We start from the raw sequence: 24624 nt of genomic DNA, 5'->3' as shown, positions 1-24624 counted from the left end.
TCTGATACATCACACGCCCGGCTTCGGCCGGGCGTTCGTCGTTGCGATGGTCGCGGCCGGTGCGTCCGCGCAATCGATCGGGTTCAAGGCCGGCGGTGCGTCGGCCCGCAGCGGGAGTCGCGTGGTCGCCGCCGCGAGCAGTCGCACGTAGCGGTCGGTGTACACGCGGGCGCAGCGCTGCGAGACGTGCGACCACTCGGGCAGCACCAGACCCTGCAGTTCCGGGTGGTCCTCGAAATGGATGCCGTTGGAATGCGTGCGCGCGAGCAATGCGTCCCAGCCGAGGTGACGCGGAATGCGCCGCTCTTCGCGCAGCCGCAGCGGGCCGGCCGACGGCGGGCGGATGAATACGACGTCGCCGCCACGTGCGCGGATGCGTGCGACCGCGGCCTGCGACTTCGCCAGCGTCATCTCGATGGTCTTGGCGTCGATGGGCGGACGCGGCGGACGACCCGGCATGTCCAGCCAGGCGAGCCGCGCCTGCGTGCGCAACCACACGTCGGTTTCGATCTTCGACCAGAGAGAGCCCTGGCCACGTTCGTCGATCTGCAACAGCTTCCAAGGCTGGAAATACCAGGACGCACCGCCGCGCCGCTGGCCGCGATCGGCGGTGTAGACCAGCGTGCTCAGCCGGTACGCGGGATCGATGAAGGCGAAGCGGCGTTCGAGCACGCGCGAGAGCAGGTAACCCGTGCGCTGCGACGGCATCTCGCTGTGGAAGCGTTCGAGCGCGGGTGCGCCGTTGCCGGTGCTGTCGCGGAAGTACTGCATGTCGGCGAGGCCGACGATGAGCAGGCCGTGGAAGTGCGGATCGTTGGCGACGTCCTCGAGGAACGGGCGCGGATTGGTGCCCGGCAACGCGAGCTGCAGCGGGCGCACGCCGGTGAGTTGCTGGAAGCGGTCGAGATCGGTGTCGAACAGGATGCGCGAGTCGCCGACGATCGCCACCGGTACGTTCGCGACGTCGATCTGTCGTCGCGCCGCTGCCCAGCCCGAAGGCTCGAGGCCGTAATCGCCCGCCTGCAGGCCGACGCGGCGCATCTGCCACTCCCAACCGGCGAGCGCGATGACCACGAGCATGAGCGCGACGACCGAGATGCCGCGCCACGGCTGCGACGGAATCGGACGCACCGGAACCGGTTGCGCCTCGCCGGGGCGGTCGGCCGCGGTGGCGCGCACCGCTTCGGGCAGCGCTTCAAAACTGGAAATAGATGAAGGCATTGCCTTCTCCCTGTTCGACCACGATCGCGAACGCCATCGCCGCCCAGCCGAGCGCGACCGCGGGCGCAGGAATCTTCGTCACCACCGCTTCGAGCGTGGTGTTGCGCATGCGCCAGTGCACACCGACGATCAGCGTGGTGATCAACGCGACTGCGCCGAGCTCGAACGCGGACAGCAGCGGCATCGGATGCGGCGTCGCGCCGGCCATGCCGCGCAGCATGGTGAACGCGCCGCCGAACGTCTTGGAACGGAAGAACACCCAGGTGATGTTGATCAGCGCGTAGGTCAGCAGCCCCAGCGCGAAGAACGCGAACGGCCCCGGTCGCCAGTGGCCGAAACGCGAACGCAGCACGCGTTCACTGGCGAGGTAGAGGCCGTGCAGTCCACCCCATGCGACGAACGTCCAGTTCGCGCCATGCCAGAGCCCGCCGAGCAGCATCGTCAGCATCAGCGCGATGTAGGTGCGCGCCGGGCCGTGGCGATTGCCGCCGAGTGGGATGTAGAGGTAGTCGCGCAGCCACGACGACAGGGTGATGTGCCAGCGTCGCCAGAAGTCCGAGAAGCCGACCGCCGCGTACGGGAAGCGGAAGTTGTCGGGCATCGCGAAGCCCAGGCACATCGCGGCGCCGATCGCGGTGGTCGAATAGCCGGCGAAGTCGCAGAAGATCTGGCCGCTGAAGGCGAGCGTGCCGATCCATGCATCCAGCGCACCCGGCGCGGTGCGTGCATCGAACACGCCTTCGGCCGGCGGGGCGAGGAAACCATCGGCCAACACCACTTTCATGAAGAGGCCGAGCGTCATCAGCGCCAGGCCGAAGCGGATCTCGTCGCCGCTCGCGCGTCGCGGTTGTTCGAACTGCGGCACGAGCTCGGTCGGCCGCATGATCGGGCCGGCGACGAGGTGCGGGAAGAACGTCACGAACAGCGCGTAGTCGAGGAAGTTGCGGGCCGGCATCGCGCGACGCAGGTAGACGTCGAGCGTGTAGGACAACGTGGCGAACGTATAGAACGAGATTCCGACCGGAAGCACGATGTCGGACTTCGGCGGTTGATACGCGACGCCCAGCGAATGCATGAGCGTGGCGAAGTTCTCCAGCATGAAGCTGCCGTACTTGAACCAGGCGAGCATGCCGAGGTTGACCACCACCGACAGCAGCATCCACGCCTTGCGCGCAACGGGCTTCTGCGCACGCACGAGGCCTTGCGCGGCGTACCAGTCGACCACCGTGGAAATCCACAGCAGCAGGATGAAGGGCGGATTCCACGCCGCGTAGAACAGGTAGCTCGCGAGGAGCAGGTTGACCTTCTTCGTGGTCCACCCGAGTGGCAGCGAATGCATCGCCAGCACGAGCGCGAAGAAGACGGCGAAGGTGAGCGAGTTGAAGACCATGCGCGGGCTCCGGCGCGCGGCGCGCCGGAGCCGTTATAGGTCACGCTTGCGGCCGGTCGTGGCCCGCCCGTCGGCGCTGCGGCGTTACCGAACCGTTACGGACGTGCGTGGCGCGAAGTCCACGCGTCGACGCTCGCCGATCGCATCGCCATCGACATGGCCTTCGACGAGTTCGTAGCCCAGCAGTGCAAAAACGCGATCTCCGAGGAAGATCGGCCGCGCATTGCCGTACCAGTCCACGCAGCTCGCGCGGCAGGCGTCGTCGACGCTGGTCGGATGCGAATCGAGCGTGCCCAGAGGCGACAGCGCGAGCGAGCGGTTGCGCAAGTACAGCACCGACGCGCCGGCATGCTCACCGCCATGCAGGATCGGCAGGCCGAGCGTGCCGCTGTCGGCATCCTGTGGGCGATAGAAGAAGCCGTGCGTACGCTGGTCGCCCTGCTGCGCGTCGGGTCGGCGGTAATCGCCGGCCAGCGACGCCTTGTCGCCGCGCAGCCGCAGGCCGCTGAAGACGAGATCGCTTCCGTCATTGCCGACCAGCACGCCGTCGTTGCCGAGTGCGTCGATGCGTTCCAGGCGATGCGCGAGCGTCAGCGTCTGCACGGGTGACGTGGCGGCATAACGCAACATGTGGACGGTCTGCGTCTTGTCGCCCCAGACGCCGTCGCCGTAGACCAGCCAGTCGCCGATGTAACGCTGGTGCACGTCGTAGGCCGACGTGCCGGGCAACAGGCGGAACTGTTCGCGCTTGGCATGTGCATGCAGGTTGCCGAAGGCCGACAGCGGCACGCGCATCAGCGCCATGTCGCCGCCGCCATCGGTCGCGCTCCACATGCGGTCGCCGTCGCCCTTGCGCGCGACCAGCACGTTGAGCCAGCCGTCCTTCTGCAGGAATGCCATCTGGTCGATCGGCCCGCCCCAGGCACCGAGCATCGACGGCGCGCTGCCGTCGAGCGGCATGCGCACCACGCCCGCCGCGGCGGTGCCGTAGTCGTTGCGCTTGCCGGTGGTCCAGATGTAGACGGCGTCGTCGGAGACATAGAACGTGCTGCCGGGGCCGCCGAGCACCGCGGTCGCCTCGCAGTCCATCTCCGGGCGATCGAGGTCGCAGACCGACACCGTGTGCAGGGTGATGTCGTCGTCGAGATCGTCGAGCCCGCGATAGATGCGCGTCGCCGGCAGCATGCGATGGAACGACGCGGGCGTGGCGTCGTGCGTCCAGCGCCGATACGCGGGCAGCGCGGTGCGCCAGTCGCTCCACGGATTCAGGTCCGACGGCGAATAGAACACCAGCTTGTGGCCGACCAGCCGGCTCGCGTAGTTGCGCGAGGAGTAGTAGTCGTTGCTGCGCAACTGGTACGTGGCGCGGTACTGCAGGCCGCCGTCGCGCGCGAGGTCGAACAGGCCGACCTCGGCGCCGCCGCGCGCATAGCTGTAGCCGATCACCGCGACGGTGTCGCCGCTGACCAGCATCTCGTCATACCAGGTGCCGGAGGGATCGACGTCGGGACCGAACGCATCCGCGCTGGCGACAGGTTGCAGCGCATCGTCGCCGACACGCACGGTGAACAGTCGGCCGCGGCGCAGAACCACCAGCACGTCGCCGGCGCGCTTGACGATGTCGCCTTCGTCGACGCCCTGCACCTGGTTGTTGGTGATGGATTCGGCGCCTGCGGCGTCGGCGAGCTGCATCGGGGCGGCGCTGTCAGACGATTTGCTCTCCGCGGCCATTGCCGGCGCCGGCGGAGGTGGCGGCACCGCCATCGCCATCGGGACCGCCATCGTCCTCGACTGGCGCGCGGCATGTGCCTTCCAGGCATTGAGCGCGCGGGTGAGCTGCGCCTCGCTGCGGAAGGGTTTCAACGTCGCGGCCATCGCAGCCGGAGGGGCGAGCAGGCACGCAACGCACAGCATCGCGGCGGTGCGGATCACATAGTTCGACATCGGAGCGCCCTCGAATGGAGTCGGCATGGCAAACGCGTGGACGCCCCGGACGGGGTCGACCGCCCTGCATCTTCGGGCCTCGCGGCCGTTACCGAAGGAGCAACCGACCAACGGACGAACCGCCGTGCCCGCCCTCAAGCTCGCCGAACTGATCGGCGCCCTCAGCTACGCGCTGGACCTCACCGAGGGCCAGCCGGGCGGGCATTGCCTGCGCGTGTGCTGGATCGGCATGCACATCGGCGAGACGATCGGGCTCGATGCGCCGTCGCGGTGGTCGCTCTACTACACGTTGCTGCTCAAGGATCTGGGCTGCAGCAGCAACGCCGCGCGCATCTGCGAGCTGTATCTCGCCGACGACCGCACGTTCAAGCACGACTTCAAGCTCGTCGGTGCGGGCTCGCTCGACCTGTTCGGCTTCATTGCGTCGCACACCGGCGCGCACGTGGGATGGCGCCAGCGCATCGCCTCGCTGGTCAACATCGCGCGCAACGGTGATGCGATCGCGCAGGAACTGATCCAGACGCGCTGCAGCCGCGGCGCGGCGATCGCACGCCAGCTGCGTTTTCCCGAAGACGTCGCGCGCGGCGTGCATTCGTTGGACGAGCATTTCGACGGCAGCGGTCGACCTGATGGCCTGTCGGGCGACGCGATACCCGTCGCGTCACGCATCGCCCTGCTCGCGCAGGTGATCGACGTCTTCCAGTTTGCGCAAGGTGCTGATGCCGCGCTGGCCGAAGCACGGCGTCGCGCGGGTACATGGTTCGATCCGCAACTTGTCGAGGCCTTCGAAGCGGTGTCACGCGATCCCATGTTCTGGGCGACGCTGCAGGGCGATGCGCTCGAAGCCGCGGTCAACGCGCTCGAGCCGCCGGGCCAGTCGATGCCGCTGGACGACGACTACCTCGACGACATTGCCGCCGCCTTCGGCGCGGTGGTCGATGCCAAGAGTCCGTTCACCGCCGGCCACAGCGCGCGCGTCGGTCATTACACCGATGTGCTCGCGCACGAACTGGGTGTCGATGACGTGCGTCGTCGCTGGCTGCGGCGCGCGGCGATGCTGCACGACGTCGGCAAGCTCGGCGTCAGCAACAGCATCCTCGACAAGCCGGGCAAGCTCGATGCCGAAGAATGGATCGCGGTGCAGCGCCACGCCGAATTCACTGGGCAGATTCTCGGCCGTATCTCCGCGTTCGAAGAACTCGCACGCATCGCCGCCGCGCATCACGAGAAACTCGACGGCAGCGGTTATCCGCTGGGCCTGACGTCGAACGAGATTGCGCTGGAGACGCGGATCATCACCACGGCCGACATCTTCGATGCGATCACCGCCCAGCGCCCGTATCGCGGCGCGACGCCGATCGATGAAGCATTGACGATGATGCGCATGCACGTCGGCACCGCATTGGATGCCGCGTGTTTCGAAGCGCTGGAAGCGGTGGTCGCGCGGGAACCGGCCTGAGCGTCAGCTCGGCTGAGCGTCCGTCGCCGACCAGCGATCGGACGTGCGATGCCAGTGCGACTCGTGCGTCGCCAGCCATTCGTCGAAACCGATGATGCCGAGTTCCGCGGACGCGGCAATGTCGGCCAGTCGCGCCAGCACCCAGTTGCGATGCGCGCGACGCGTGCGCTTGAGTACACGCAAGGATGCGGCGAGGAAGGCGTCGACCGTGGCCGCGAGCAGCGGCTCGGCACCGTTCGGCCGGCGGCGACGCTCGGTCGCACTGCGCGAAACCGCGAGTGCGAGCGATGCGAGTTCCATCTCGAGTTGACCACGCGACAGCACGCCGTCGTCGTGCCGTCCGTCCTGCTGCCCCGCCATGCCTTCAACCGCTTCCGAACCGGGCGGCAAGTTTCCGAACCCCGGCGTCACGATCATGTCGTGACGCCGCATTCACGTTCCTATATGCGGCCGCCGATCAGGCCACCTGCAGGATGCGAAGCGGGTTGTCCCAGTCGCGCAGCAGTTCGGCCTCGCGTGCCTTGGCCTTCTCGAGGTGCGCTTCCTTGACGTGCCCGTAGCCGCGGATGTGTTCCGGGATGGACGCGATCTGCGCGGCGAGGTCGACATTGCCGGCATCGAGCTTGCCCAGCAGGCCTTCGACGGTGCGGACGTAATCGGCGATCAACTGGCGCTCCATGCGGCGCTCGTGCGTGCGGCCGAACACGTCGAGCGCGCCACCGCGCAGCCCGCGCATCTTCGCGAGCAGCTTGAACGCGGTGAACACCCACGGGCCGTACGCCTTCTTGACGCCGCGGCCCTGCGCATCCTTCTTCGACAGCCTCGGCGGCGCGAGGTGGAAACGCAGCTTGAAGTCGCCTTCGAACTGCTGCTCCAGGCGACGACGGAACTCGCCGCTGGTGTACAGGCGCGCGACTTCGTACTCGTCCTTATAGGCCATCAGCTTGAACGCATAGCGTGCGACCGCTTCGGTGAGGTCGGTGCCGCCGGGTGCCTTCGCTTCTTCCGCGGCGCGCACCTTGCCGACGAAGTCGGAATAGCGCTTGGCATACGCGGCGTTCTGGTAGTCCGTAAGGAACTTCACGCGACGCGCGATCACTTCGTCCAGCGAACGCGACAGGCGCGCGTCGTCGAGCGGAAGGAATGCGACGTTGTCGTCGCCATGCGACGGCATATGGCGCAGATCGTCGTGGTCACGCAATGCGCGCGGCGCCGACGGACTGCCGAACTCGTGGCCTTCCCACTGCGCAGGTGCCAGCATCGGCAACGCATGCGGCGTGGCTTCGGCGGCGGTGCGGCGATTCGTCGTGAGGCCGGCGGATTCGGCGACGGCGAGCGGATCGATCGCCGCAAGACGGCCCCATGCGAACGCGGTCTTGTTCATCTCGATGGCGGCGCCATTGAGCTCGACCGCGCGCATCAGCGCATCGAACGAGATCGGCACCAGGCCCTGCTGCCAGGCATAGCCGAGCATAAAGAGGTTGGTCGCGATCGCATCGCCGAGCAGCGCGGTCGCGAGCTGTGTCGCGTCGACGAGCAGCGGGTCGCCGCCATCGAGCGCACGACGCACCGCATCGACGATATCCGCCGCCGGGAAGTCCATGTCCGGGCGCGTGGTGAACGTGCCGGGCATCGCTTCGTAACTGTTGAGTACGACCTGCGTGCGACCGGCACGCACCTTCGACAGCGCCCAGTAGTCGTTGACGACGACCATGTCGCAGCCGAGCACCAGATCCGCTTCGCCCGCGGCGATGCGCACGGCGTGGATGTCGGCCGGCTTGTTCGCGATGCGGATGTGCGTGGTGACCGCGCCGCCCTTCTGCGCGAGGCCGGTCTGGTCGAGCACGCTCGCGCCCTTGCCTTCGAGGTGCCCGGCCATGCCGAGCAGCGCACCGATGGTGACCACGCCGGTGCCGCCGACGCCGGTGATCAGGATGTTCCACGGCTTGTCGAGCGCGGGCAGCTGCGGCATCGGCAGATCGGCGAGGCGATCCTTCGCGCCCGACGGCTTCTGCTTGCGCAGCTTGCCGCCTTCAACGGTCACAAAACTCGGGCAGAACCCTTCGACGCAGCTGAAATCCTTGTTGCAGTTGCTCTGGTCGATGTCGCGCTTGCGGCCGAACTCGGTTTCCTTCGGCAGCACCGACACGCAGAACGACTTCTTGCCGCAGTCGCCGCAGCCTTCGCACACCAGCGAATTGACGACGACGCGCTTGGCGGGGTCGACCATCTTTCCGCGCTTGCGGCGACGACGCTTCTCGGTCGCGCAGGTCTGGTCGAAGATGAGCACGCTGGTGCCCTTCACTTCGCGCAGGCGACGCTGCACCGCGTCGAGCTCGCGGCGGTCGAGGAATTCGACGCCGCTCGGGAAGATCGATGCATCGCTCCACTTCGCGATGTCGTCGCTCAGAAGAACGATCGTCTGCACGCCCTCGCTGCGCACCTGATGCGCGATCTGCGGAACGCTGAGCGTGCCGTCGACCGGCTGGCCGCCCGTCATCGCGACCGCGTCGTTGTAGAGGATCTTGTAGGTGATGTTGACGCCGGCGGCGATCGCCTGGCGGATCGCCAGCGAGCCGCTGTGGAAGTAGGTGCCGTCGCCGAGGTTCTGGAACACGTGCTCGGTGGCGGTGAACGCGGCCTGCCCGGCCCACGTCACGCCTTCGCCGCCCATGTGCGTGAATGTGTCGGTGTTCCGATCCATCCACGTGACCATGTAATGGCAGCCGATGCCCGCCATCGCGCGCGAGCCGTCGGGCACCACCGTCGACGTGTTGTGCGGGCAACCCGAGCAGTAGTGCGGCACGCGCGGGAACGCGGCGCGCGGCAGGGCGAGTTCGGATTCCTTCTGTTCCATCCACGCCAATACGTCGCGGATGTGCTGCGAATCGTGGAAGCGTTGGATGCGGCGCGCGATCACGCCGGCGATGCGCGCGGGCGTGAGTTCGTTGGTCGACGGCAGGATCCACTCGCCGCTCTCGTCGTACTTGCCGACCACCGACGGGCGCTCGGCCCAGTTGTACATCTGCTCCTTCATCTGGCTTTCGATGAAGGACAGCTTCTCCTCGACGACGAGGATGTCGCTCAAGCCACGCGCGAATGCACGCAGCCCGACCGGCTCCAGCGGCCAGGTCATGCCGACCTTGTAGACGCGCAGGCCGAGGTCGCTGCAGGCGCGTTCGTCGAGGCCGAGGTATTCCAGCGCCTGCAGTACGTCGAGGTACGACTTGCCGGTCGTGATGATGCCGAGGCGCGCATCGGGCGAGTCGATGACGATGCGATCGAGCCGGTTGGCGCGCGCGAACGCCTGCGCGGCCTTCACCGCGTACTGGTGCAGGCGCATTTCCTGCTCGAGCGGCGGATCGGGCCAGCGGATGTTCAAGCCGTGCGGCGGCATTTCGAAGTCGTCGGGAATGACGATGTCGAGCGCCAGCGGATTGGCGTCGACCGAGGCCGAGGATTCCACCGTCTCCGCGATCGTCTTGAAGCCGACCCAGCGACCGGTGAACCGGCTCATCGCCCAGCCGACCAGGCCCATATCGAGGATGTCCTGCACGCCGGCCGGGTTCAGCACCGGCATCAGCGCACTGACGAATTCGTGCTCGGAACCGTGCGGCAGGGTCGAAGAGCGACACGCATGGTCATCTGCTGCCAATGCCAGCACACCGCCATGGCGTGCCGTGCCGGCCGCGTTGGCGTGCTTGAACACGTCGCCGCAGCGGTCCACGCCGGGACCCTTGCCGTACCACATGCCGAACACGCCATCGACCTTCGAGCCCGGGAACAGACCGGTCTGCTGGGTGCCCCAGACCATGGTCGCGCCGAGGTCCTCGTTGAGGCCCGGGGTGAACTTCACGCCCGCGGCCTCGAGGTGCTTCTTCGCCTTCCACAGCTCGAGGTCGAACCCGCCGAGCGGGCTGCCGCGGTAGCCGGAGACGAAGCCGCCGGTGTTCAGCCCGAGGGCCTGATCGCGCAGGCGCTGCATCAGCGGCAGGCGCACCAGGGCCTGCACGCCGGACAGGTAGATGCGCCCGTCGACGCGGCTGTACTTGTGGTCCAGCGTGTAGTCGGGGTCGACGACCGAGCGCGTAAGGCCCGTGTCGGCCGAGGCGGGCGACGAAAGTTCGGCGGTACTGGTCATGCAGGCGGCTCCGACGCGGCCAATGGGCCGCGAGGTGGCGTCGGGAAGGGAGGCCGGCGGAGAGAGTCGACGCGCCGGCGAGCGGGCGAATTCTAGCAGTGGGGCACGCAATACCCCGTTCGCCGGCGTACGGGGCGCGGCTGTGGCACCGGATTTGCTTCTCCGCCGCGCGCGGCCGCGAGCCGCTCCCCCGTTCGTCAACGAAAGGTCGTACCCGCAATGATTGCCCGCACGCTTCTCGCCGCCGCGCTGCTCGCGCTGGCCGGCACTGTTTCCGCCCAGGCGCTGCCGCGCCAGGTCGAGTTCTACTTCGACGCTGACGCGCTCGCCCAGCGCCCGGTCCTCGAGATCAAGGATCGCAGCCAGACCGCCATCGATCGCCTGATGCGTTCGGTCGAGCGCAACGCCGAGCACACCCTGGAAGCCGCGCAGCTGGCGCACTTCGCCATGCAGACCGGTCGCAACGAGCTGGGCCTGAGCCTTTACGGCCGCGCGATGTCGGGCATGGACAGCAACAACGGCCTGTGGCGCCCGGTGAAGTGGAACTACGGCTGGGACCTCTACCGCTCCGGTGATGCCGCTGGCGCACTGCGCGAGTGGTCGGACCTCGGCAACCGCGGCATCGCCTCGAGCTGGATGCCGCAGACCTTGGCGCTCGCACTGTGGAAGCTCGGCCGCAAGGACGACGCGATCCGCTGGTACGCCGCCGCAGTGCGCACCGAGCCGACCCAGTGGTCGAGCACCGCGCAGTACGCGCAGCTGCTGCCGCAGTGGACGGACGACGAGCGCGCCACGCTGGCCGAAGTGCAGGCCGCTTGGGCGGCGAACCCGCCGAAGTGGCCGTAAGCGGGTCCTTGTTCTGACGTACGACCGTCGCCGCGGCGTCCTGCCGCGGTGACGAGGCCCGTGCGGCACCAACGCCGCTTACACGGTCGCGCTTGCTAGATTGCCGCGTCTCCCGGCAACGCAGGCCGCGCTTGAACCTTCGACGCATCGCATCGCTGCTGGCCTTCGCGAGCCTTCCCGCGCTCGCCCAGCAGGCGCCCCCGCGCGATACCGCGCCGTTGCCCGACATCGAATTCGCCGCCGACGTCCACATGGACAGCGTGCGGTTCGCCAGCGATCCGCAGACGCACGTGACCTTCGAAGGCGGCCCACGCCTGGAGCATCGCGACGACGTCGAGCGTGATGGCCTGCCGACACCGGTCCGCGCGGGCACCTATAACAACGTCACCGTGCGCACCACGATCAGCGCGACGCTGCTCGATCCGGCCGTCGACGCCACGACTTCCGCTTCTTCCCCGCCTCCCGAGGACCGCCCATGACCCGTCCGTTCCCGCGCGCACTCGCGTGCGCGTTGCTGCTCGCCTCCGCGCCGCTCGCCTTCGCCCAGCAGTCCATGTCGACCGCGTCGGGCACCACGACGACGCCAGTCGATCGCAACGTCACGCCGGTCAGCCGCGTCGGCACGACCACGGGCGCGACGGGTTATCGCGCGTCGTCCAGCAGCGACGAGCCGGACGTGCTGCTCGACATCCCGAACCTGTCGGTCGACGAGATCAAGCTCGACGTGCAGAACCTGCAGGCGCACATCGCGCTCAACGCCCAGCTCGCCAACCTGCTCAAGCTCAATGCGGGCGCTGACGTCGGCATCGAACGCGTCAACATCCAGATCAAGGGCGTCAAGGCGCAGGTGCTGCTGAAGGTGCGGCTCGACAACGTCGCCGGAATCATCGATCGCACGCTCACCACCATCGATCGCAATCCGCAGATCCTCACCAAGCTGCTCGACTCGGTCGACAAGACGGTCGGCACCGTCGGCGGCGTGGCGAATACGGCGATCCGCCCGGGCGGCGTCGTGGACCGCACCGTCGGCACCGTGGGCGGCGTCGCGAACAACGCGATCCAGCCGGGTGGGGTGGTCGACCGCACGGTCGGCACCGTCGGCAACGTGGCATCGGATGCGTTGAAGCCCGGCAGCGTGCTGTCGTCGACTGTGAACTCGCTGGGCCAGACGGTGCAGCGCGTGGTCGACGCGTCGGGCAACGTCGTCGAGCGCACGCTGGATGCGAGCGGCAAGGTGCTGAGCTCGCGCGTGGTGCAGCAGGCCACGGGCACGCGCTGATCGCATGGCGGTGTCAGCCGCACGCCGGCTGAACACCGGTCTCGGCCCTGACGGCCGCTGCACGGCCGCTCCCGGATGCTCCGGTCTCCTTCTGGAGACCGCCGTGAGCGAATCCCTGCACGTCATCGCCAATGCGCATTCGCACAGCGGCGAGAACGCCGAAGACGAACTGCGGAAGGCGCTCAAGGCTGCGGGCGTCGAGGCGACGCTGCACATGGTCGACGACCCGGCGAAGCTCGACGACGTCATCGGCCGCGCGATCGAGGCCAAGCCGCGTTGCATCGTGGCTGCGGGCGGCGACGGCACCGTCAACGCGGTGGCGAAGCACGCAATCGAGGCCGGTGTGACGATGGGCGTGCTGCCGGCCGGCACGCTCAATCATTTCGCGCGTGATCTCGGCCTGCCGGACGATCTCGAAGCCGCCGCGCGCGTGCTAGCCGAAGGCGAAATGCGCGAGGTCGACGTCGGCGAGGTCAACGGGAAGCTCTTCCTCAACAACTCCAGCCTGGGCCTGTACGCGCAGATGGTCGCGCATCGCGACCAGATCCAGTCGCGGCGTCACCTCGGCAAGTGGTCGGCGCTGGTGCAGGCCTCGTGGCATGCGTTGCGCAGGCCGCAGGCGTTCTCCGTAGTGCTGCATGCCGACGGCGAGGAATTGCGTCGATACACGCCGTTCGTGTTCGTCGGCAACAACGATTACGTGGTCCAGGGCCCGCATGCCGGTGAGCGGGCCTGTCTCGACGACGGCGTGCTGTCGGTCTACGTGCTGCGCCCGCACACGACGTGGGGCCTGATCGGACTCGCGCTGCGCGCGCTGATCGGGCAGGTGTCGGATCGGCGCGACATGGACGCGATCGCGACGACCAGTCTCGTCGTCGAAAGCGGCAAGCACAGCGTTCGCCTTGCGCGCGACGGCGAAGTCGAGATGACCGACTCGCCGGTGCGTTTTCGCGTGATGCCGCGCGCGCTGAAAGTGCTCGCGCCCCGCCCGGAGCCCGCCTGATGCGCACCGTCGTCCAGATTTCCGACCTGCACTTCGGCCGCGTCGATCCGGCCCTGCTCGAACCGTTGCGCCGCGCGATCGTCGAGATCAAGCCGGACGTGCTGGTGGTGTCCGGCGATCTCACCCAGCGTGCGCGCAACGCGCAGTTCGAGGAGGCGCGCGACTATCTCGCGACCTTGCCCGGACCGCAGATCGTCGTGCCCGGCAATCACGACATTCCGTACTACGACGTCGCGCGCCGCTTCCTGTCGCCGCTGACGCGATTCCATCGCTACATCACCGACGACGAGATGCCGACCTTCGTCGACGACGAGATCGCGGTCGTCGGCGTCAACACCGCGCGCTCGCTGACGTTCAAGGGCGGGCGCATCAACGTCGAGCAGGTGCAGGAGATCGAGCAGCGTTTCCACGGCCTGCCGGAGAACGTCACGCGAATCGTGGTGACGCACCATCCGTTCGACGTGCCTGAAGGTGGCGACGAGGAGGACGTGCTCGGTCGGGCGCCGATGGCGATGTCCGAGTTCGCCAAGGCCGAGGTCGACGTCTTCATGTCCGGCCACCTGCACCACAGCAACGTCGGCACCACCGCGCATCGCTACCGCATTGCCGGCTTCCAGGCGCTGGTGGTGCAGGCCGGAACGGCGACATCGACGCGCGAACGCGACGAGGCGAATGCGTTCAACGTGCTGCGCATCGGCGAGACCGAGCTGGCGGTGCAGACCTGGCGCTGGACGACGGACACGCGTGCCTTCGTGCAACAGGCCGAAGTGATCTATCGCTACGTGCACGGTACCGGCTGGCAGCCGGCCTGAGTCAACCGAAGCGCGCGAACTCGACGGAGCCGTCGTCGTTCGCCACTACCGCATAGGCCGGACGCCCGGAGCGCGCATGGAATTCGTGGGCGGCGCTTTCGGCCGCGCGTTCGGCCCAGTCGCGCGTATCGATCCATTCGGCGTGGCCGCAGGGCCGACGCAGCAGCCAGCCGTCTTCAATCGGTTCGATGACGATGCGATGCATGGCGGCGTTCCCGTGGAATGCCGCGCAGTGTGGAGATCGCGATTACGGCGCGCTGTCGGTGGCCGACGCGATCAGGCGTCGGACAAATCCGAAACGATCGATCAGTCCGCCGGCACCGTGCGGCCCTGCGCCCAGTCGCGCAGCGCGGCCACCCGTTCGCCCATCACCACCGACAGCGGGCGGGTGTTGCGCAGTTCGCCACGCAGCGTGAAGTCCGACAGCGCGACGCCGGCGGCGTGCGCCGAATACAGACCCGACACGATCGCCTGTTCGATTTCCGCACCGGAAAAACCTTCGCTCGCACCCGACAGCGCCCCGATGTCGAACGCGGACGGATCCAGCCCGCGCTTCTTCATGTGCACGTTGAAAAGCTGTTCGCGCGCCTCGCGGGTGGGCAGGTCGACGAAGAAGATCTCGTCGAAACGCCCCTTGCGCAGAAGCTCCGGCGGCAGCGCGTCGATCTGGTTCGCGGTGGCGACGAGGAACACGCGCGACTTGCGCTCGGCCATCCACGTCAGCAGGAAGCCGAGCACGCGACGCGAGACGCCGCCATCGCCATTGCCTTCGTCGGTCGACACGCCCTTCTCGATCTCGTCGATCCACAGCACGCAGGGCTCGAGCTGTTCGACCGATTCCAGCGCCTGCCGCAGGTTCTTCTCGGTCTCGCCGTGGAACTTGTCGTAGAGCGTGCCGAAGTCCAGGCGCACCAGCGGCACGCCGAAGCCCGCCGCGACCGCCTTCGCCAGCATCGACTTGCCGCAGCCCTGCACGCCGAGCAGGAGCACGCCCTTGGGCGGATCCAGCCCCGGCGGCGGCTCGGCGGCGAGGAACACGTTCCTGCGCTGCGCGATCCAGTTCTTCAGACGACGCGCGCCGGCGACGTCGTCCATGTGCGCGCCGTCGTACTCGTAGGACAGATGGCCGCTGCGGTTGAGCAACTCGAACTTGAGCTTGGCGAGTTCGGGCAGATCGTCCTGGCCGAGCGCGCCGTCGCGGAAGATCAAGTGGCGCGCGATGCGGCGCACGTCGACCGGATCGAGCCCGCGCAGGTTGCGCACGATCTGCTGCACGGCTTCGGTGTCGACCTGCACACGTCGCCCGCCGTTCTCGCGCGCGAAGTTGTCGGCTTCCTCGCGCACGATCTTCAGGCGCGCATTTGCATCGGGCAGCTGCGGGCGGAAGCGCACCGCGAGCGATTCGAGATCCGGCGGAAGCTCGACGTTCTGCCCGACCAGCACGATCACATGCGGCTGGCAGTCGCGACGCTGCACCAGGTCGCGCAGCATGCGCTGGCTGCCGGCATAGCCGAGGTAGGGATGCATGTCGAACAGCACGTAGACGCCGCGCTGCTCGGCGTCGCGCATCGCCTGGAAGGTATTCGTGGCATCCGGCGCGATGTGCGGCGGATCCTCGCGGTCGAAATCGAGCCGGCGCAGGCCTTCGGTGATCGACCACCGGTAAAGCTCGCGCCATACCTGCATCAGCGCCTGGCGGAAGAGTTCGACCACGCGCGCCTCGTCGCGGGTCTCGATGACGATCAGCGGGGTGTTGGCGCGGATCAGCGCCACCAGGTCGTGCAGTTCACTCATTACGTACAAGGCCCGGGCCGGGCATGCGGCGCCGGCGGAGCGCGAATCATACGGGCAGCGCGACGCACGCCGCGGATGCCGTGCGCGGTGTAGCCTCGATGGCGACCGTTCACTTCGCGGCGACCGCGAAGCCCCAAGCTGATGCCACCCAGGAGTCCGCCGACCATGCGCCATCTGATCCTGCTGCGACACGCCCACGCCGAAGCCCCGCAGTCGGGACAGGCCGACGCCGACCGTCCCGCTCTCGGCGGAAGGGCAGGCCGCGTCGGAAGCGGTCGGGCGTTGGCTGGTCGAGCACGGCGAAGTGCCCGACGTCGTGCTGATCTCGCCCTCGCGCCGCACCCGCGACACCCTGGAAGGCGTGATGCGCGCGACCGGCTATATCGACCAGCGCGTCGAACCCGGCATCTACGAAGCCACGCCCGGCGAGCTCATCGAGATCGCCGACCGCTACCGCGACACGCGTCGCGTGATGCTGGTTGGCCACAACCCGGGCGTCGAGCAGCTCGTCGCGCTGATGGCGAGCGGTCAGTCGGGCGACTACCGCGGCGTGCCGCCTGCGGGCGTGGTCGTGCTGTCGATGCCGGCCGACGCCGCGCTCGAGCCCGGCGTCGCCGAGCTCACCCAGTTCTGGTGGCCGTGACGCCGCGCATCGTCGTTGCCCTGTTGCTCGGCATGGCCTGCGGGCGCAGCCCCGCGCAGGCACTGGACGTCGCCCGTTCGCGCATCGCGTTCGACATCCACACGCGCATCGGTTCGCCGGTGCGCGGCAGTTTTCCGGCATTCGATGGCCGCGTCGACACGCTGGCCGACGGACGCCGCCAGGTGCACCTGCGCCTCGATGCGCGCGAACTGCGCGTCGGCGCATCGGACTACTACACGAAGCTCGCGCGCGGCCCGCAGTTGTTCGACGTCACCCATTACCCCGATATCGAGTTCACCTCCGACCCATTTCCGCCGACGTTCGCGCACGACGGCGGGCGCATGGAAGGTGTGCTGCGCATGCACGGCGTCGAGCATCGCGAACGCTTCGATCTTGCCGCCGCGAGCTGTTCGCGCCCGGGTTACGACTGCCCGATCCTCGCGTCGGGCCGCGTGAGCCGCGATGATTACGGCCTCGACGGTTGGCGCTGGGCGCTGGCCGACCGCGTTCGTTTCCAGCTGAATGTCCTGTTTGTCGACTGACCGGTCCCCATTGCCGCGCCTGTTCGTGCTGCTCCTGCTGGCGGCGATGCTTGCCGGCTGCGCGGGCATGTCCGCGCGCGAGATGCGTCGCGTCGATGCGGTGGTCGATGCCGCGCGTCCGACCGTCGTCGACTGCGATCAACCGAACGCCTGCGCGCGTCCGTCGCCGCTGCACGAACTCGCCGGTCGCGCCTTCAGCGAATCCACGCCCGAGCAACCGCATCACTACACGATGCTGCTCGATCGCGGCGCCGATGCATTGCTCGCGCGCGTCGACCTGATCCGCAGCGCCACCACCAGCATCGACCTGCAGACCTACATCTTCGACGAGGACGACGCATCTCGATTCGTGCTCGACGAACTGGTCACCGCCGCCAAGCGCGGCGTGCACGTGCGCATCCTGATGGACCAGTTGTCGGCGTTGAAGCGCGTGGAAACGCTGGCCGCACTCGCCGGCGTGCACGCCAACCTGCAGGCGCGCATCTACAACCCCGTGCTCGGCCGCGCGCGCATCAGCTATCCGGGTTACGCGCTCGCTGCTGCGTGCTGCTGGCACGAACTCAATCGCCGCATGCACACGAAGCTGTTGCTGGTCGACGGCGCGGTGGGCATCACCGGTGGGCGCAACTACCAGGACGACTATTACGACTGGAGCGAGGAGTACAACTTTCGCGACCGCGACGTGGTGATCGCCGGGCCGGCCGCGCGCGTCATGCACGACAGCTTCGAGGCGTACTGGCAGGACCGCCGCGCCGTACCGATCGAGCATCTGTCCGACGTCGGCAAAATGCTGGTCAACGACGGCATCCCGGCGTTACCCGACGGTTACGAACATCCCGAACGCCTGCGCGCGGCGAAGGCGCTGGTCGATGATCCGTCGTTCGTGACGCGCCGGCTGATGGGCAACGTCATCCCGGTGTCGGACGTCGAATACGTTGCCGATCCGCCGGGAAAAGTCGAGGCCAGCGGGCTGTCGCCGGCCAGCGTCACGTTGCGCGACCTCATCCTCGGCGCGAAGGATCGCGTCATGCTGCAGACGCCGTATCTCGTGCTGTCGAAACCGGCGCGCGAGATGTTCAGCACGCTGCACCAGCGCCCGGATCCGCCGCGCGTGATCATCTCGACGAATAGCCTGGCGGCGACCGACGCGTTCATCGCGTACGCGTTGTCGTACAAGTACAAGCGCCGCTATCTGCGCGAGTACGGCTTCAACATCTACGAGATGAAGCCGTTTCCGCAGGACGTACCGATCGACGTCGCCACCACCGGCGCGGTGCCGGTGGACGTAGTTCGTAACAACGCATTGTCGACCGCGGCCGCTCCGCCGAACAGCACAACACCGGCGACCAGCGACGTGCCGAGCGCGACGCCCGCGCACGTCAACTGCGACCGCCGCAGCGTCGTCGACTGCGACATCGCACGGCAGAACGCGCGCCGCGCCACGCCGCGCCCGCTCGAGCGCGAATTCGCGGCTCTCGCCTACGGCAGCCGACGCAGCAATTCACCGGTGCCGCTGGAGCGTGCCGGCGTGCGCATGGGCCTGCATGCGAAGTCGGTGGTGATCGACGAAACCGTCGGCATCGTCGGCACCCACAACTTCGATCCACGCGGTGATCACTACAACACCGAGTCGATGGTGGTGGTGCGCGATCCGACGTTCGCACGCGCCCTCGCCGCGAGCATCGGTCGCGACATCTCGCCGGCGAATTCGTGGGTGATCGCGCCGCGCGACAAGGCGCCGGTGCTGTCGGGGGTCGACTACACGGTGACCAAGGCGTCCGAGCAGTTGCCGATCTTCGACCTGTGGCCGCGACGCTATGGCACCAGCTACGAATTCAGGCCGTCGGCGAAATGCCCGCTGCCATTGCCGCCGGATGATCCGCGCTTTCGCGACTGCTACGAACCCGTCGGCGATTTCCCCGAAGTCGCGATCGGCTTCAAGACGGTGATGACGCGAATCTTCACCGCGTTCGGTGCAGGGCTCGCGCCGATTCTGTAAATCATCCGCAACGACACGGAGGTCGACATGTCGGATCGTCCCGCAGGCCATCCCGCGGTTGCGCCGTATCTCCTCGTCGAAGATGCCGCCGCGCAGATCGCATTCCTCGTCGATGTATTCGCCGCGGTCGAACGCGTGCGTCATGCCACGCCGGACGGCGGCATCCGCCACGCGGAAGTCGCGATTGACGATTCGATCGTGATGATCGGCGAGCGTCCCGGCGCCGCGATGAGCGCGTCCGTGCATGTCTACGTGCCCGATGTCGATGCCTGCCACGCGTGGGCACTCGCGGCCGGGGCGATCAGCCTGGTCGAACCGCGCGATCTTCCTTATGGCGACCGCAGCGCTGGCGTCCGCGACCCGCAGGGCAACCTCTGGTGGCTCGGAACCCATCGCGGGACGGCCGCTGGAGCAGGCACGACCGGCTAGTCCATCGGTGGGGTGACTTATGGCCCATGCCTCCTCGTCTAGGTGTTGTACTCTACCAACACACCGATTCACCAACTCACCGAGGAAGCCGCCATGACCACCACCGAACGCACCGCCCCGACCGCGAACCCGACCCCGGCCGAAACCGCCCGCGTTGTCCCCTTCACCCTCTCGAACCCGCGCGAACGCGACTTCGGCGTCGGCTACGGCAAGAGCAGCGGCTACGCGACCACCCGCCGTTACACCACCGAATGGGCCGGCCCGCGCTTCCGCGTCGCCTGATCCACCGACCGTAACGACCATGTTCCGACCGACCGCCCTTCGCGCCGCCACCGCCGCCGGCCTCGCCTTCGCGATGGCCATGAGCCCTGCGAGCGCTGCGAAGGGCCGTCTTGGATTCGCCGTGGACATCGAGACCTCCGGCTTCTTTCTGACGCCGACCCTCGAACGCGTCGCCGTGAAGACGGTGACCGCCGGCTCGCCGGCCTCCGCGGCCGACCTCCGCCCGGGTGACCAGGTGCTGGAAATCGACGGCGCCGCCGTCCGCGGGCTGCCCGCACGGCCGCTCGGCGCCAAGCTGCACGACCTGCAGCGCGGCCAGCACCTGCGCATGACCGTGCGCCACGCCGACGGCCGCGTCGCCACGCTGGACCTCATTGCCGGCTGATCGCCGCGACCGCGCACGGTATCGTGACGCGATGACTTCAATCGCCTCGCCGTTCCGCGGCACGACCACCCTCGACGACCTCAACGCGCTGTCCGCGCACACCGCGATGGTGCCGCTGGGCATCCGCTTCTCCGAACTCGGCGCCGATTTCCTGCGCGCGACGATGCCGGTCGACGACCGCACCCGCCAACCGTACGGCCTGCTGCACGGCGGCGCCTCGGTGCTGCTCGCCGAAACGCTGGGCTCGACCGCCGGCAATATGTGCGTGCCCGAAGACCGCATCTGCGTCGGCATCGAAATCAACGCCAACCACGTCCGCGGCGTCCGCGACGGCGTGGTCACGGGCACCGCGCGGCCGCTGCACGTCGGCGCCAGCACGCACGTCTGGGAAATCCGTATCGAGGACGAGCGCGGCAAGCTGGTCTGCATCTCGCGGCTGACGCTCGCCGTGGTCGCGCGGACGCCCGCTTGATCGCTATCCGCGTACCCGGGGCCCGCATGCGTCCGGTATCGTTCCGCGGATGAACGCGCCCACGTCCCCCGCAGGCGCCGCACCGGGCGCTGCCGTCCTGCGCGCGCTCCGGTACCTGATCCGCGTGCCGATGCTGCTCTGGCACGCGTTGATCCACCTGCCGCTGCTCCTGCTCGTGCTCACGCCGTTGGCCCGGAGCTGGCGGTGGGGCGACGAGCCCTTCCAGCACCGCGCAATCCGCGCTTGGCAGGGCGGGCTGATGTGGATCTTCGGCTTCCGCCTGCGTCGCGCGGGCACGCCACTCGAAGGCGCGACCATGTTCGTCGCCAACCACGTTGGCTGGGTCGACATCTCGATGCTGCACAGCCAGCGAATGATGGGTTTCGTCGCCAAGGACGAGATCGCGGCCTGGCCGCTGGTGGGCTGGCTGGCCGCGCGCGGGCAGACCATCTTCCACCGCCGCGGCAGCACCGAATCACTGGGCGGCGTGCTGGGCGAGATGGTGCGACGCCTGCAGCGCGGCGATTCGGTGGGCGTGTTCCCCGAAGGCGGCACTCGCGGCGGCACCGAGATCGGCCCGTTCCACGCGCGCATCTTCACCGCCGCGGTCGACGCCAACGTACCGGTGCAACCGGTCGCGCTGATCTACGGCGAGAACGGCGCGGCGCAGACCACCGTCGCCTTCGGCCGGCGCGAAAGCTTCGGTGCGAACCTGATTCGCCTGCTTGGCGAGCCGGCGCGCACCGCGACCGTGCACTTCCTCGAGCCGATCCCGGCCGGGCAGGAAGACGGTCGACGCCGCATCGCCGACCTCGCGCGCGCCCGCATCATCGCCGCGATGGGTGGCTGAGCCGGGATGTCGACGGTCGACTTCGCACCACCGCGCGGCCTGCGCAACGCCCACCTGCAGACCGTCCTCGGCACCAGTCCGCTGCGCGGTTACCTCGGCAAGCGGCGATTGGCCGCGCAGGTCGCACGCACCACCTCGCACCTGATCGACGCCGGCGACGGCGTGCGTCTCGCGGGTGTGCTCGATGAGCCCGCGAACCGCGTGAGCAAGGGTCTCGCATTGCTGTTGCACGGCTGGGAAGGCAGCGTCGACTCCAGCTACATGCGCCTGACCGCCGCCGAGCTGCTCCGACGCGGCTGGTCGACATTCCGCCTCAACTTCCGCGACCACGGCGACACGCACCACCTCAACGAAGAGATCTTCCACTCCGGTCGTATCGACGAAGTCGTGCGCGCCGCGGTCGAGGTGTCCCGACGTTTTCCCGCATCACGCACGCTCGCCGCGGGGTACTCGCTGGGCGGCAACTTCGCGTTGCGACTCGCCTTGCGCGCGACAGCCGCCGGCCTGCAGCTGGAGCGCGTCGCGGCGGTCTGCCCGGTGATCGATCCCGCACACACCATGGACGCGATGGATCACGGTGTCGGCGTCTATCGACGTTATTTCGAGCGCAAGTGGCGCGGTTCGCTGCTGCGCAAGCGCGAGCTGTATCCGCATCTCACGCACTTGGACGACCGCACGCTCGGTCAGCGCCTGCGCGAGATCACCCGCGCGCTGGTCGAAGGCCATACCGACTACGGCACGCTCGACGGCTACTTCGACCGTTACACCATCGGCGGCGACCGCTTGGCCAATCTGGACGTGCCGGCGGAAATCCTGACCGCGGCCGACGATCCGGTGATCCCGGTCGACGACTTCGAGACGCTGACGCTTGCGCCGTCGACCAACCTCGTCATCACTCCGCACGGCGGCCACTGCGGCTTCCTGCAGAACGTGCGGCTGGACGGGTTCGCCGAACGCTGGGTCGCCGACGTGCTCGACCGTCCGGCCGGCGCGTAGCCCCCGCTACAATCCGGGGTCGCCTCGCTCGATCTCCGGAATTTCCATGTACGACACCGTCCTCGACGCGCTCCGCCGCGGCGCCGCCGACGAAGCCCTGTCCGCCGCGCAGTCGCTCGTCGAGCAGCAGCCCGACGACCTGCGCGCCCAGCGCCTGCTGGCGGCCGCGCAGCGTCTTTCGGGTGATACCGATGCGGCGTTCGCTACGCTCGATCGCGCACTCGAAAACCATCCCGAAGATGCTGACCTGCATCTCGAACGCGCAGGCCTGCTGCTGCAGTCGCGCGACCTCGACGCCGCCGAAATCGCGCTGGCACGCAGTGTCGGTCTCGATCCCAACCAGTTCCCGGCGTACATCATCCAGGCGCAACTAGCGCTGGCACGCGGTGAGCTGGATGAAGCCGATCGTCTCGTCCGCACGGCCGCGCGCATCGCGCCGCAGCATCCGCAGCTGAGCGCGGTCGAAGGCCTGCTCGCACTGCGTCGCGGTCGCCCGGATGAGGCGCTGGCCCTCGTCGCGACTGCAAGCAAGCACGCACCCGACGAGCCATTGCTGCGCTACGCGCTGGGCGCGGCGTATCTCGCCAAGGACCATCTCGCGTTCGCCGAACAGGCGTTCCGCGGCGTACTGGAGACGTCGCCCGACAACCACGCGCTGCGTGCGCTGGTCGCCGACATCGTGCGCCGGCAGGGCCGCGCCGAGCAGGCCGCCGAGGAACTCGCACCGCTGCTCGACGATCCGCGTACCGGCCCGGGGCTTCATCGCCTCGCCGGTGAGCTCGAACTCGCGGCCGGTCGTGTCGATGCCGCACTGCCGCGCCTCAAGCATGCGTTGGCGATGATGCCGGGCGACCGCCGCACGCTCGCCGCGCTGATGGCCGCATGGCAGCAGCCCGAGTCTGCAGGCGATGCGCGCGGCACGCTCGACGCCGCGCTCGCGACGCACCCGCACATCGAAGACCTGTGGCTTGCGCGACTCGGCGTCGAAACGTTCGCCGGCCCGGAAGCGCGCGCCGTCATCGATCGCTGGATGGCGGCCATGCCCGACCATCCGCCTGCGCTGATGGCGCGCCTGACCGTGCTGGACGCGGGTGGCGACGCCGAAGGCGCGGAAGCGATCGCCTACCGCATCGTCGATATCCAGCCGGGCCACACGCTGGCCGAAATGCGTCTGCTCAACGGCCTGATGGATCGCGACCCGGAAGGTGCCGTCACCCGACTGCATGGTCTGCTCGAACGCGTGGCCGATCCCGACGTCGCGCGCGCACTGCGGCAGCTGCTCGGCTTCGCGCACGACCGCGCCGGCCAGCCACGCGAAGCAGTCGCGACGTGGCTCGCGCTGCATGCCGAAGCCGCGTCGATCCGCATGGAACCGCCGCCGGCGACCGGCTATGCGGGCCCGTGGCCGGAGCGCGCACCGCGTCCGGATACCGCGCCAATCACCGTCTTCTTGTGGGGTGCCCCGGGCTCGATGATCGAGCGCCTGTCGCGCACGCTGGAAGTCGCGGGCGGCCCGTTGCTGCAGGACCGCATCGGCCCGAACCCGCCTGTCGACCCGTTCCAGCGTGTCGACACCGGCCGCGCATTGGTCGACGGCAGCCTCGATGGCGCCTACCTCGCCGCACAGTGGCGTGCGGCACTGCCCGGCCGCGGTGCGCGCGAGCGCGTCGTGTTCGACTGGCTGCCGTTCTGGGATAACGCGTACGCGCTGGCGCTGCGCCCGAACATCCCTGAGGCGGGGCTGCTGATCGCGCTGCGCGACCCGCGCGACATGCTGCTCGACTGGCTCGCCTTCGGCGCCCCGGCGCCGCTGCGTCTTGAGTCGGCGGTCGAGGCCGCGCGGTGGCTTGCTGGCCAGCTTGAACAGGTTGCCGAAATCGAAGCGGGCGACATCGTCCCGTTCCGCAGCATCCGCATGGATGACATCGCGCACGATCCGCGTGCGATCGCGCAGGCGATGGCCGACGCGCTCGACCTGCGCGTGCCGATCGCGCCACCGCAGGCCTACGGCCCGACGCGCATGCCGCGCGATCACTGGCAGCGCTTCGCCAACGTCCTCGACGAGGCGTTCGCGATCCTCGGCCCGGTCGCCGCGCGCCTGGGTTACACCGCCTGATCGAATCGACCGCCCGCACCG

22 protein-coding genes and 1 pseudogene are annotated in these 24624 nt (G+C 68.4%); 16 read left to right on the top strand and 7 right to left on the bottom strand.

Annotated elements, in window-relative coordinates; all coding sequences use genetic code 11:
- Positions 1-9 precede the first annotated feature (9 nt).
- The 3 genes from ACVWZN_RS11975 to ACVWZN_RS11965 all read right to left on the bottom strand — a co-directional run bounded on the left by ACVWZN_RS11975 (position 10) and on the right by ACVWZN_RS11965 (position 4555).
- Positions 10-1221 carry a hypothetical protein gene (locus tag ACVWZN_RS11975; RefSeq protein ID WP_456954008.1) on the bottom strand — a complete coding sequence of 404 codons (1212 nt, stop codon included), beginning with the start codon at positions 1219-1221 and terminating at the stop codon, positions 10-12.
- Positions 1196-2611, bottom strand: a complete 1416-nt coding sequence (locus ACVWZN_RS11970; protein ID WP_456954007.1) for an MBOAT family O-acyltransferase — start codon at positions 2609-2611, stop codon at positions 1196-1198. Before ACVWZN_RS11970 ends, ACVWZN_RS11975 begins: the two co-directional genes overlap by 26 nt.
- Before the next feature lie 84 nt (positions 2612-2695).
- Positions 2696-4555, bottom strand: coding sequence for a beta-propeller domain-containing protein (locus ACVWZN_RS11965; protein WP_456954006.1), 1860 nt, complete (start codon positions 4553-4555; stop codon positions 2696-2698).
- A gap of 124 nt (positions 4556-4679) precedes the next feature.
- On the opposite strand from ACVWZN_RS11965, the gene ACVWZN_RS11960 reads away from it, so the two are divergent.
- Positions 4680-6014 (top strand): HD domain-containing phosphohydrolase, encoded by a 1335-nt coding sequence (locus ACVWZN_RS11960; protein WP_456954005.1) that lies wholly within the window; start codon positions 4680-4682, stop codon positions 6012-6014.
- Positions 6015-6017: 3 nt separating this feature from the next.
- Here ACVWZN_RS11960 and ACVWZN_RS11955 read toward each other — a convergent pair whose 3' ends face one another.
- On the bottom strand, positions 6018-6446 hold the full coding sequence (locus ACVWZN_RS11955) for a hypothetical protein (RefSeq protein ID WP_456954004.1): 429 nt from the start codon (positions 6444-6446) through the stop codon (positions 6018-6020).
- Between the two features lie 25 nt (positions 6447-6471).
- Entirely contained in the window at positions 6472-10155 is a 3684-nt protein-coding gene (locus tag ACVWZN_RS11950) for an indolepyruvate ferredoxin oxidoreductase family protein (RefSeq protein ID WP_456954003.1), read from the bottom strand.
- A 219-nt stretch (positions 10156-10374) separates the two neighbouring features.
- Between ACVWZN_RS11950 and ACVWZN_RS11945 the strand changes: the two genes are divergently transcribed.
- The 5 genes from ACVWZN_RS11945 to ACVWZN_RS11925 all read left to right on the top strand — a co-directional run bounded on the left by ACVWZN_RS11945 (position 10375) and on the right by ACVWZN_RS11925 (position 14095).
- Positions 10375-11001 carry a tetratricopeptide repeat protein gene (locus ACVWZN_RS11945; RefSeq protein WP_456954002.1) on the top strand — a complete coding sequence of 209 codons (627 nt, stop codon included), beginning with the start codon at positions 10375-10377 and terminating at the stop codon, positions 10999-11001.
- A 131-nt stretch (positions 11002-11132) separates the two neighbouring features.
- Positions 11133-11480: a hypothetical protein gene (locus tag ACVWZN_RS11940; protein ID WP_456954001.1), complete on the top strand. Its 348-nt coding sequence runs from the start codon at positions 11133-11135 to the stop codon at positions 11478-11480.
- A complete protein-coding gene (locus ACVWZN_RS11935; protein ID WP_456954000.1) occupies positions 11477-12280 on the top strand; it encodes a hypothetical protein in 804 nt (267 codons plus the stop codon). Before ACVWZN_RS11940 ends, ACVWZN_RS11935 begins: the two co-directional genes overlap by 4 nt.
- A 103-nt stretch (positions 12281-12383) precedes the next feature.
- Positions 12384-13283: a diacylglycerol/lipid kinase family protein gene (locus ACVWZN_RS11930; protein ID WP_456953999.1), complete on the top strand. Its 900-nt coding sequence runs from the start codon at positions 12384-12386 to the stop codon at positions 13281-13283.
- A complete protein-coding gene (locus tag ACVWZN_RS11925) occupies positions 13283-14095 on the top strand; it encodes a metallophosphoesterase family protein (RefSeq protein ID WP_456953998.1) in 813 nt (270 codons plus the stop codon). Before ACVWZN_RS11930 ends, ACVWZN_RS11925 begins: the two co-directional genes overlap by 1 nt.
- A 1-nt stretch (position 14096) precedes the next feature.
- On the opposite strand, the gene ACVWZN_RS11920 is transcribed toward ACVWZN_RS11925, so the two are convergent.
- Together ACVWZN_RS11920 and ACVWZN_RS11915 are read right to left on the bottom strand one after the other, a co-directional pair.
- Positions 14097-14300 carry a hypothetical protein gene (locus ACVWZN_RS11920; RefSeq protein WP_456953997.1) on the bottom strand — a complete coding sequence of 68 codons (204 nt, stop codon included), beginning with the start codon at positions 14298-14300 and terminating at the stop codon, positions 14097-14099.
- Between the two features lie 101 nt (positions 14301-14401).
- Positions 14402-15889: an AAA family ATPase gene (locus tag ACVWZN_RS11915; protein WP_456953996.1), complete on the bottom strand. Its 1488-nt coding sequence runs from the start codon at positions 15887-15889 to the stop codon at positions 14402-14404.
- 165 nt (positions 15890-16054) lie between these two features.
- Here ACVWZN_RS11915 and ACVWZN_RS11910 point away from each other — a divergent pair.
- The 10 genes and pseudogenes from ACVWZN_RS11910 (at position 16055) to ACVWZN_RS11865 (ending at position 24603) form a co-directional block, all read left to right on the top strand.
- Positions 16055-16532 (top strand): annotated as a pseudogene (locus ACVWZN_RS11910) (SixA phosphatase family protein).
- Positions 16529-17074, top strand: a complete 546-nt coding sequence (locus tag ACVWZN_RS11905) for a YceI family protein (RefSeq protein ID WP_456953995.1) — start codon at positions 16529-16531, stop codon at positions 17072-17074. The pseudogene ACVWZN_RS11910 and the gene ACVWZN_RS11905 overlap by 4 nt, the downstream one beginning before the upstream one ends.
- Before the next feature lie 10 nt (positions 17075-17084).
- Positions 17085-19073: a phospholipase D family protein gene (locus tag ACVWZN_RS11900; RefSeq protein WP_456953994.1), complete on the top strand. Its 1989-nt coding sequence runs from the start codon at positions 17085-17087 to the stop codon at positions 19071-19073.
- Positions 19074-19100: 27 nt separating this feature from the next.
- On the top strand, positions 19101-19502 hold the full coding sequence (locus ACVWZN_RS11895) for a VOC family protein (RefSeq protein ID WP_456953993.1): 402 nt from the start codon (positions 19101-19103) through the stop codon (positions 19500-19502).
- 93 nt (positions 19503-19595) lie between these two features.
- On the top strand, positions 19596-19784 hold the full coding sequence (locus ACVWZN_RS11890; RefSeq protein ID WP_027081582.1) for a hypothetical protein: 189 nt from the start codon (positions 19596-19598) through the stop codon (positions 19782-19784).
- 19 nt (positions 19785-19803) lie between these two features.
- Positions 19804-20169: a PDZ domain-containing protein gene (locus ACVWZN_RS11885; protein WP_456953992.1), complete on the top strand. Its 366-nt coding sequence runs from the start codon at positions 19804-19806 to the stop codon at positions 20167-20169.
- A gap of 31 nt (positions 20170-20200) precedes the next feature.
- On the top strand, positions 20201-20641 hold the full coding sequence (locus ACVWZN_RS11880; RefSeq protein ID WP_456953991.1) for a hotdog fold thioesterase: 441 nt from the start codon (positions 20201-20203) through the stop codon (positions 20639-20641).
- Between the two features lie 49 nt (positions 20642-20690).
- On the top strand, positions 20691-21491 hold the full coding sequence (locus tag ACVWZN_RS11875; RefSeq protein ID WP_456953990.1) for a lysophospholipid acyltransferase family protein: 801 nt from the start codon (positions 20691-20693) through the stop codon (positions 21489-21491).
- Between the two features lie 6 nt (positions 21492-21497).
- Positions 21498-22487, top strand: a complete 990-nt coding sequence (locus tag ACVWZN_RS11870) for a YheT family hydrolase (protein ID WP_456953989.1) — start codon at positions 21498-21500, stop codon at positions 22485-22487.
- A gap of 46 nt (positions 22488-22533) precedes the next feature.
- Complete coding sequence (locus ACVWZN_RS11865) at positions 22534-24603, top strand: tetratricopeptide repeat protein (RefSeq protein WP_456953988.1); 2070 nt, start codon at positions 22534-22536, stop codon at positions 24601-24603.
- Positions 24604-24624: the final 21 nt, after the last annotated feature.

The sequence above is a fragment of the Lysobacter sp. HA35 genome (assembly GCF_054061195.1).
Note: the sequence above shows the minus strand (reverse complement) of the source record. Positions and strands in the feature narration are given on the sequence as shown.

Bases quoted from the DNA above. Each gene is read 5' to 3' on its own strand.
- ACVWZN_RS11955 (WP_456954004.1), bottom strand. From the start codon at position 6,446: ATGCGGCGTCACGACATGATCGTGACGCCGGGGTTCGGAAACTTGCCG.
- ACVWZN_RS11945 (WP_456954002.1), top strand. From the start codon at position 10,375: ATGATTGCCCGCACGCTTCTCGCCGCCGCGCTGCTCGCGCTGGCCGGC.
- ACVWZN_RS11895 (WP_456953993.1), top strand. From the start codon at position 19,101: ATGTCGGATCGTCCCGCAGGCCATCCCGCGGTTGCGCCGTATCTCCTC.
- ACVWZN_RS11935 (WP_456954000.1), top strand. From the start codon at position 11,477: ATGACCCGTCCGTTCCCGCGCGCACTCGCGTGCGCGTTGCTGCTCGCC.
- ACVWZN_RS11875 (WP_456953990.1), top strand. From the start codon at position 20,691: ATGAACGCGCCCACGTCCCCCGCAGGCGCCGCACCGGGCGCTGCCGTC.
- ACVWZN_RS11970 (WP_456954007.1), bottom strand. From the start codon at position 2,611: ATGGTCTTCAACTCGCTCACCTTCGCCGTCTTCTTCGCGCTCGTGCTG.
- ACVWZN_RS11920 (WP_456953997.1), bottom strand. From the start codon at position 14,300: ATGCATCGCATCGTCATCGAACCGATTGAAGACGGCTGGCTGCTGCGT.
- ACVWZN_RS11870 (WP_456953989.1), top strand. From the start codon at position 21,498: ATGTCGACGGTCGACTTCGCACCACCGCGCGGCCTGCGCAACGCCCAC.
- ACVWZN_RS11925 (WP_456953998.1), top strand. From the start codon at position 13,283: ATGCGCACCGTCGTCCAGATTTCCGACCTGCACTTCGGCCGCGTCGAT.
- ACVWZN_RS11880 (WP_456953991.1), top strand. From the start codon at position 20,201: ATGACTTCAATCGCCTCGCCGTTCCGCGGCACGACCACCCTCGACGAC.
- ACVWZN_RS11950 (WP_456954003.1), bottom strand. From the start codon at position 10,155: ATGACCAGTACCGCCGAACTTTCGTCGCCCGCCTCGGCCGACACGGGC.
- ACVWZN_RS11865 (WP_456953988.1), top strand. From the start codon at position 22,534: ATGTACGACACCGTCCTCGACGCGCTCCGCCGCGGCGCCGCCGACGAA.
- ACVWZN_RS11965 (WP_456954006.1), bottom strand. From the start codon at position 4,555: ATGTCGAACTATGTGATCCGCACCGCCGCGATGCTGTGCGTTGCGTGC.
- ACVWZN_RS11890 (WP_027081582.1), top strand. From the start codon at position 19,596: ATGACCACCACCGAACGCACCGCCCCGACCGCGAACCCGACCCCGGCC.
- ACVWZN_RS11915 (WP_456953996.1), bottom strand. From the start codon at position 15,889: ATGAGTGAACTGCACGACCTGGTGGCGCTGATCCGCGCCAACACCCCG.
- ACVWZN_RS11885 (WP_456953992.1), top strand. From the start codon at position 19,804: ATGTTCCGACCGACCGCCCTTCGCGCCGCCACCGCCGCCGGCCTCGCC.
- ACVWZN_RS11975 (WP_456954008.1), bottom strand. From the start codon at position 1,221: ATGCCTTCATCTATTTCCAGTTTTGAAGCGCTGCCCGAAGCGGTGCGC.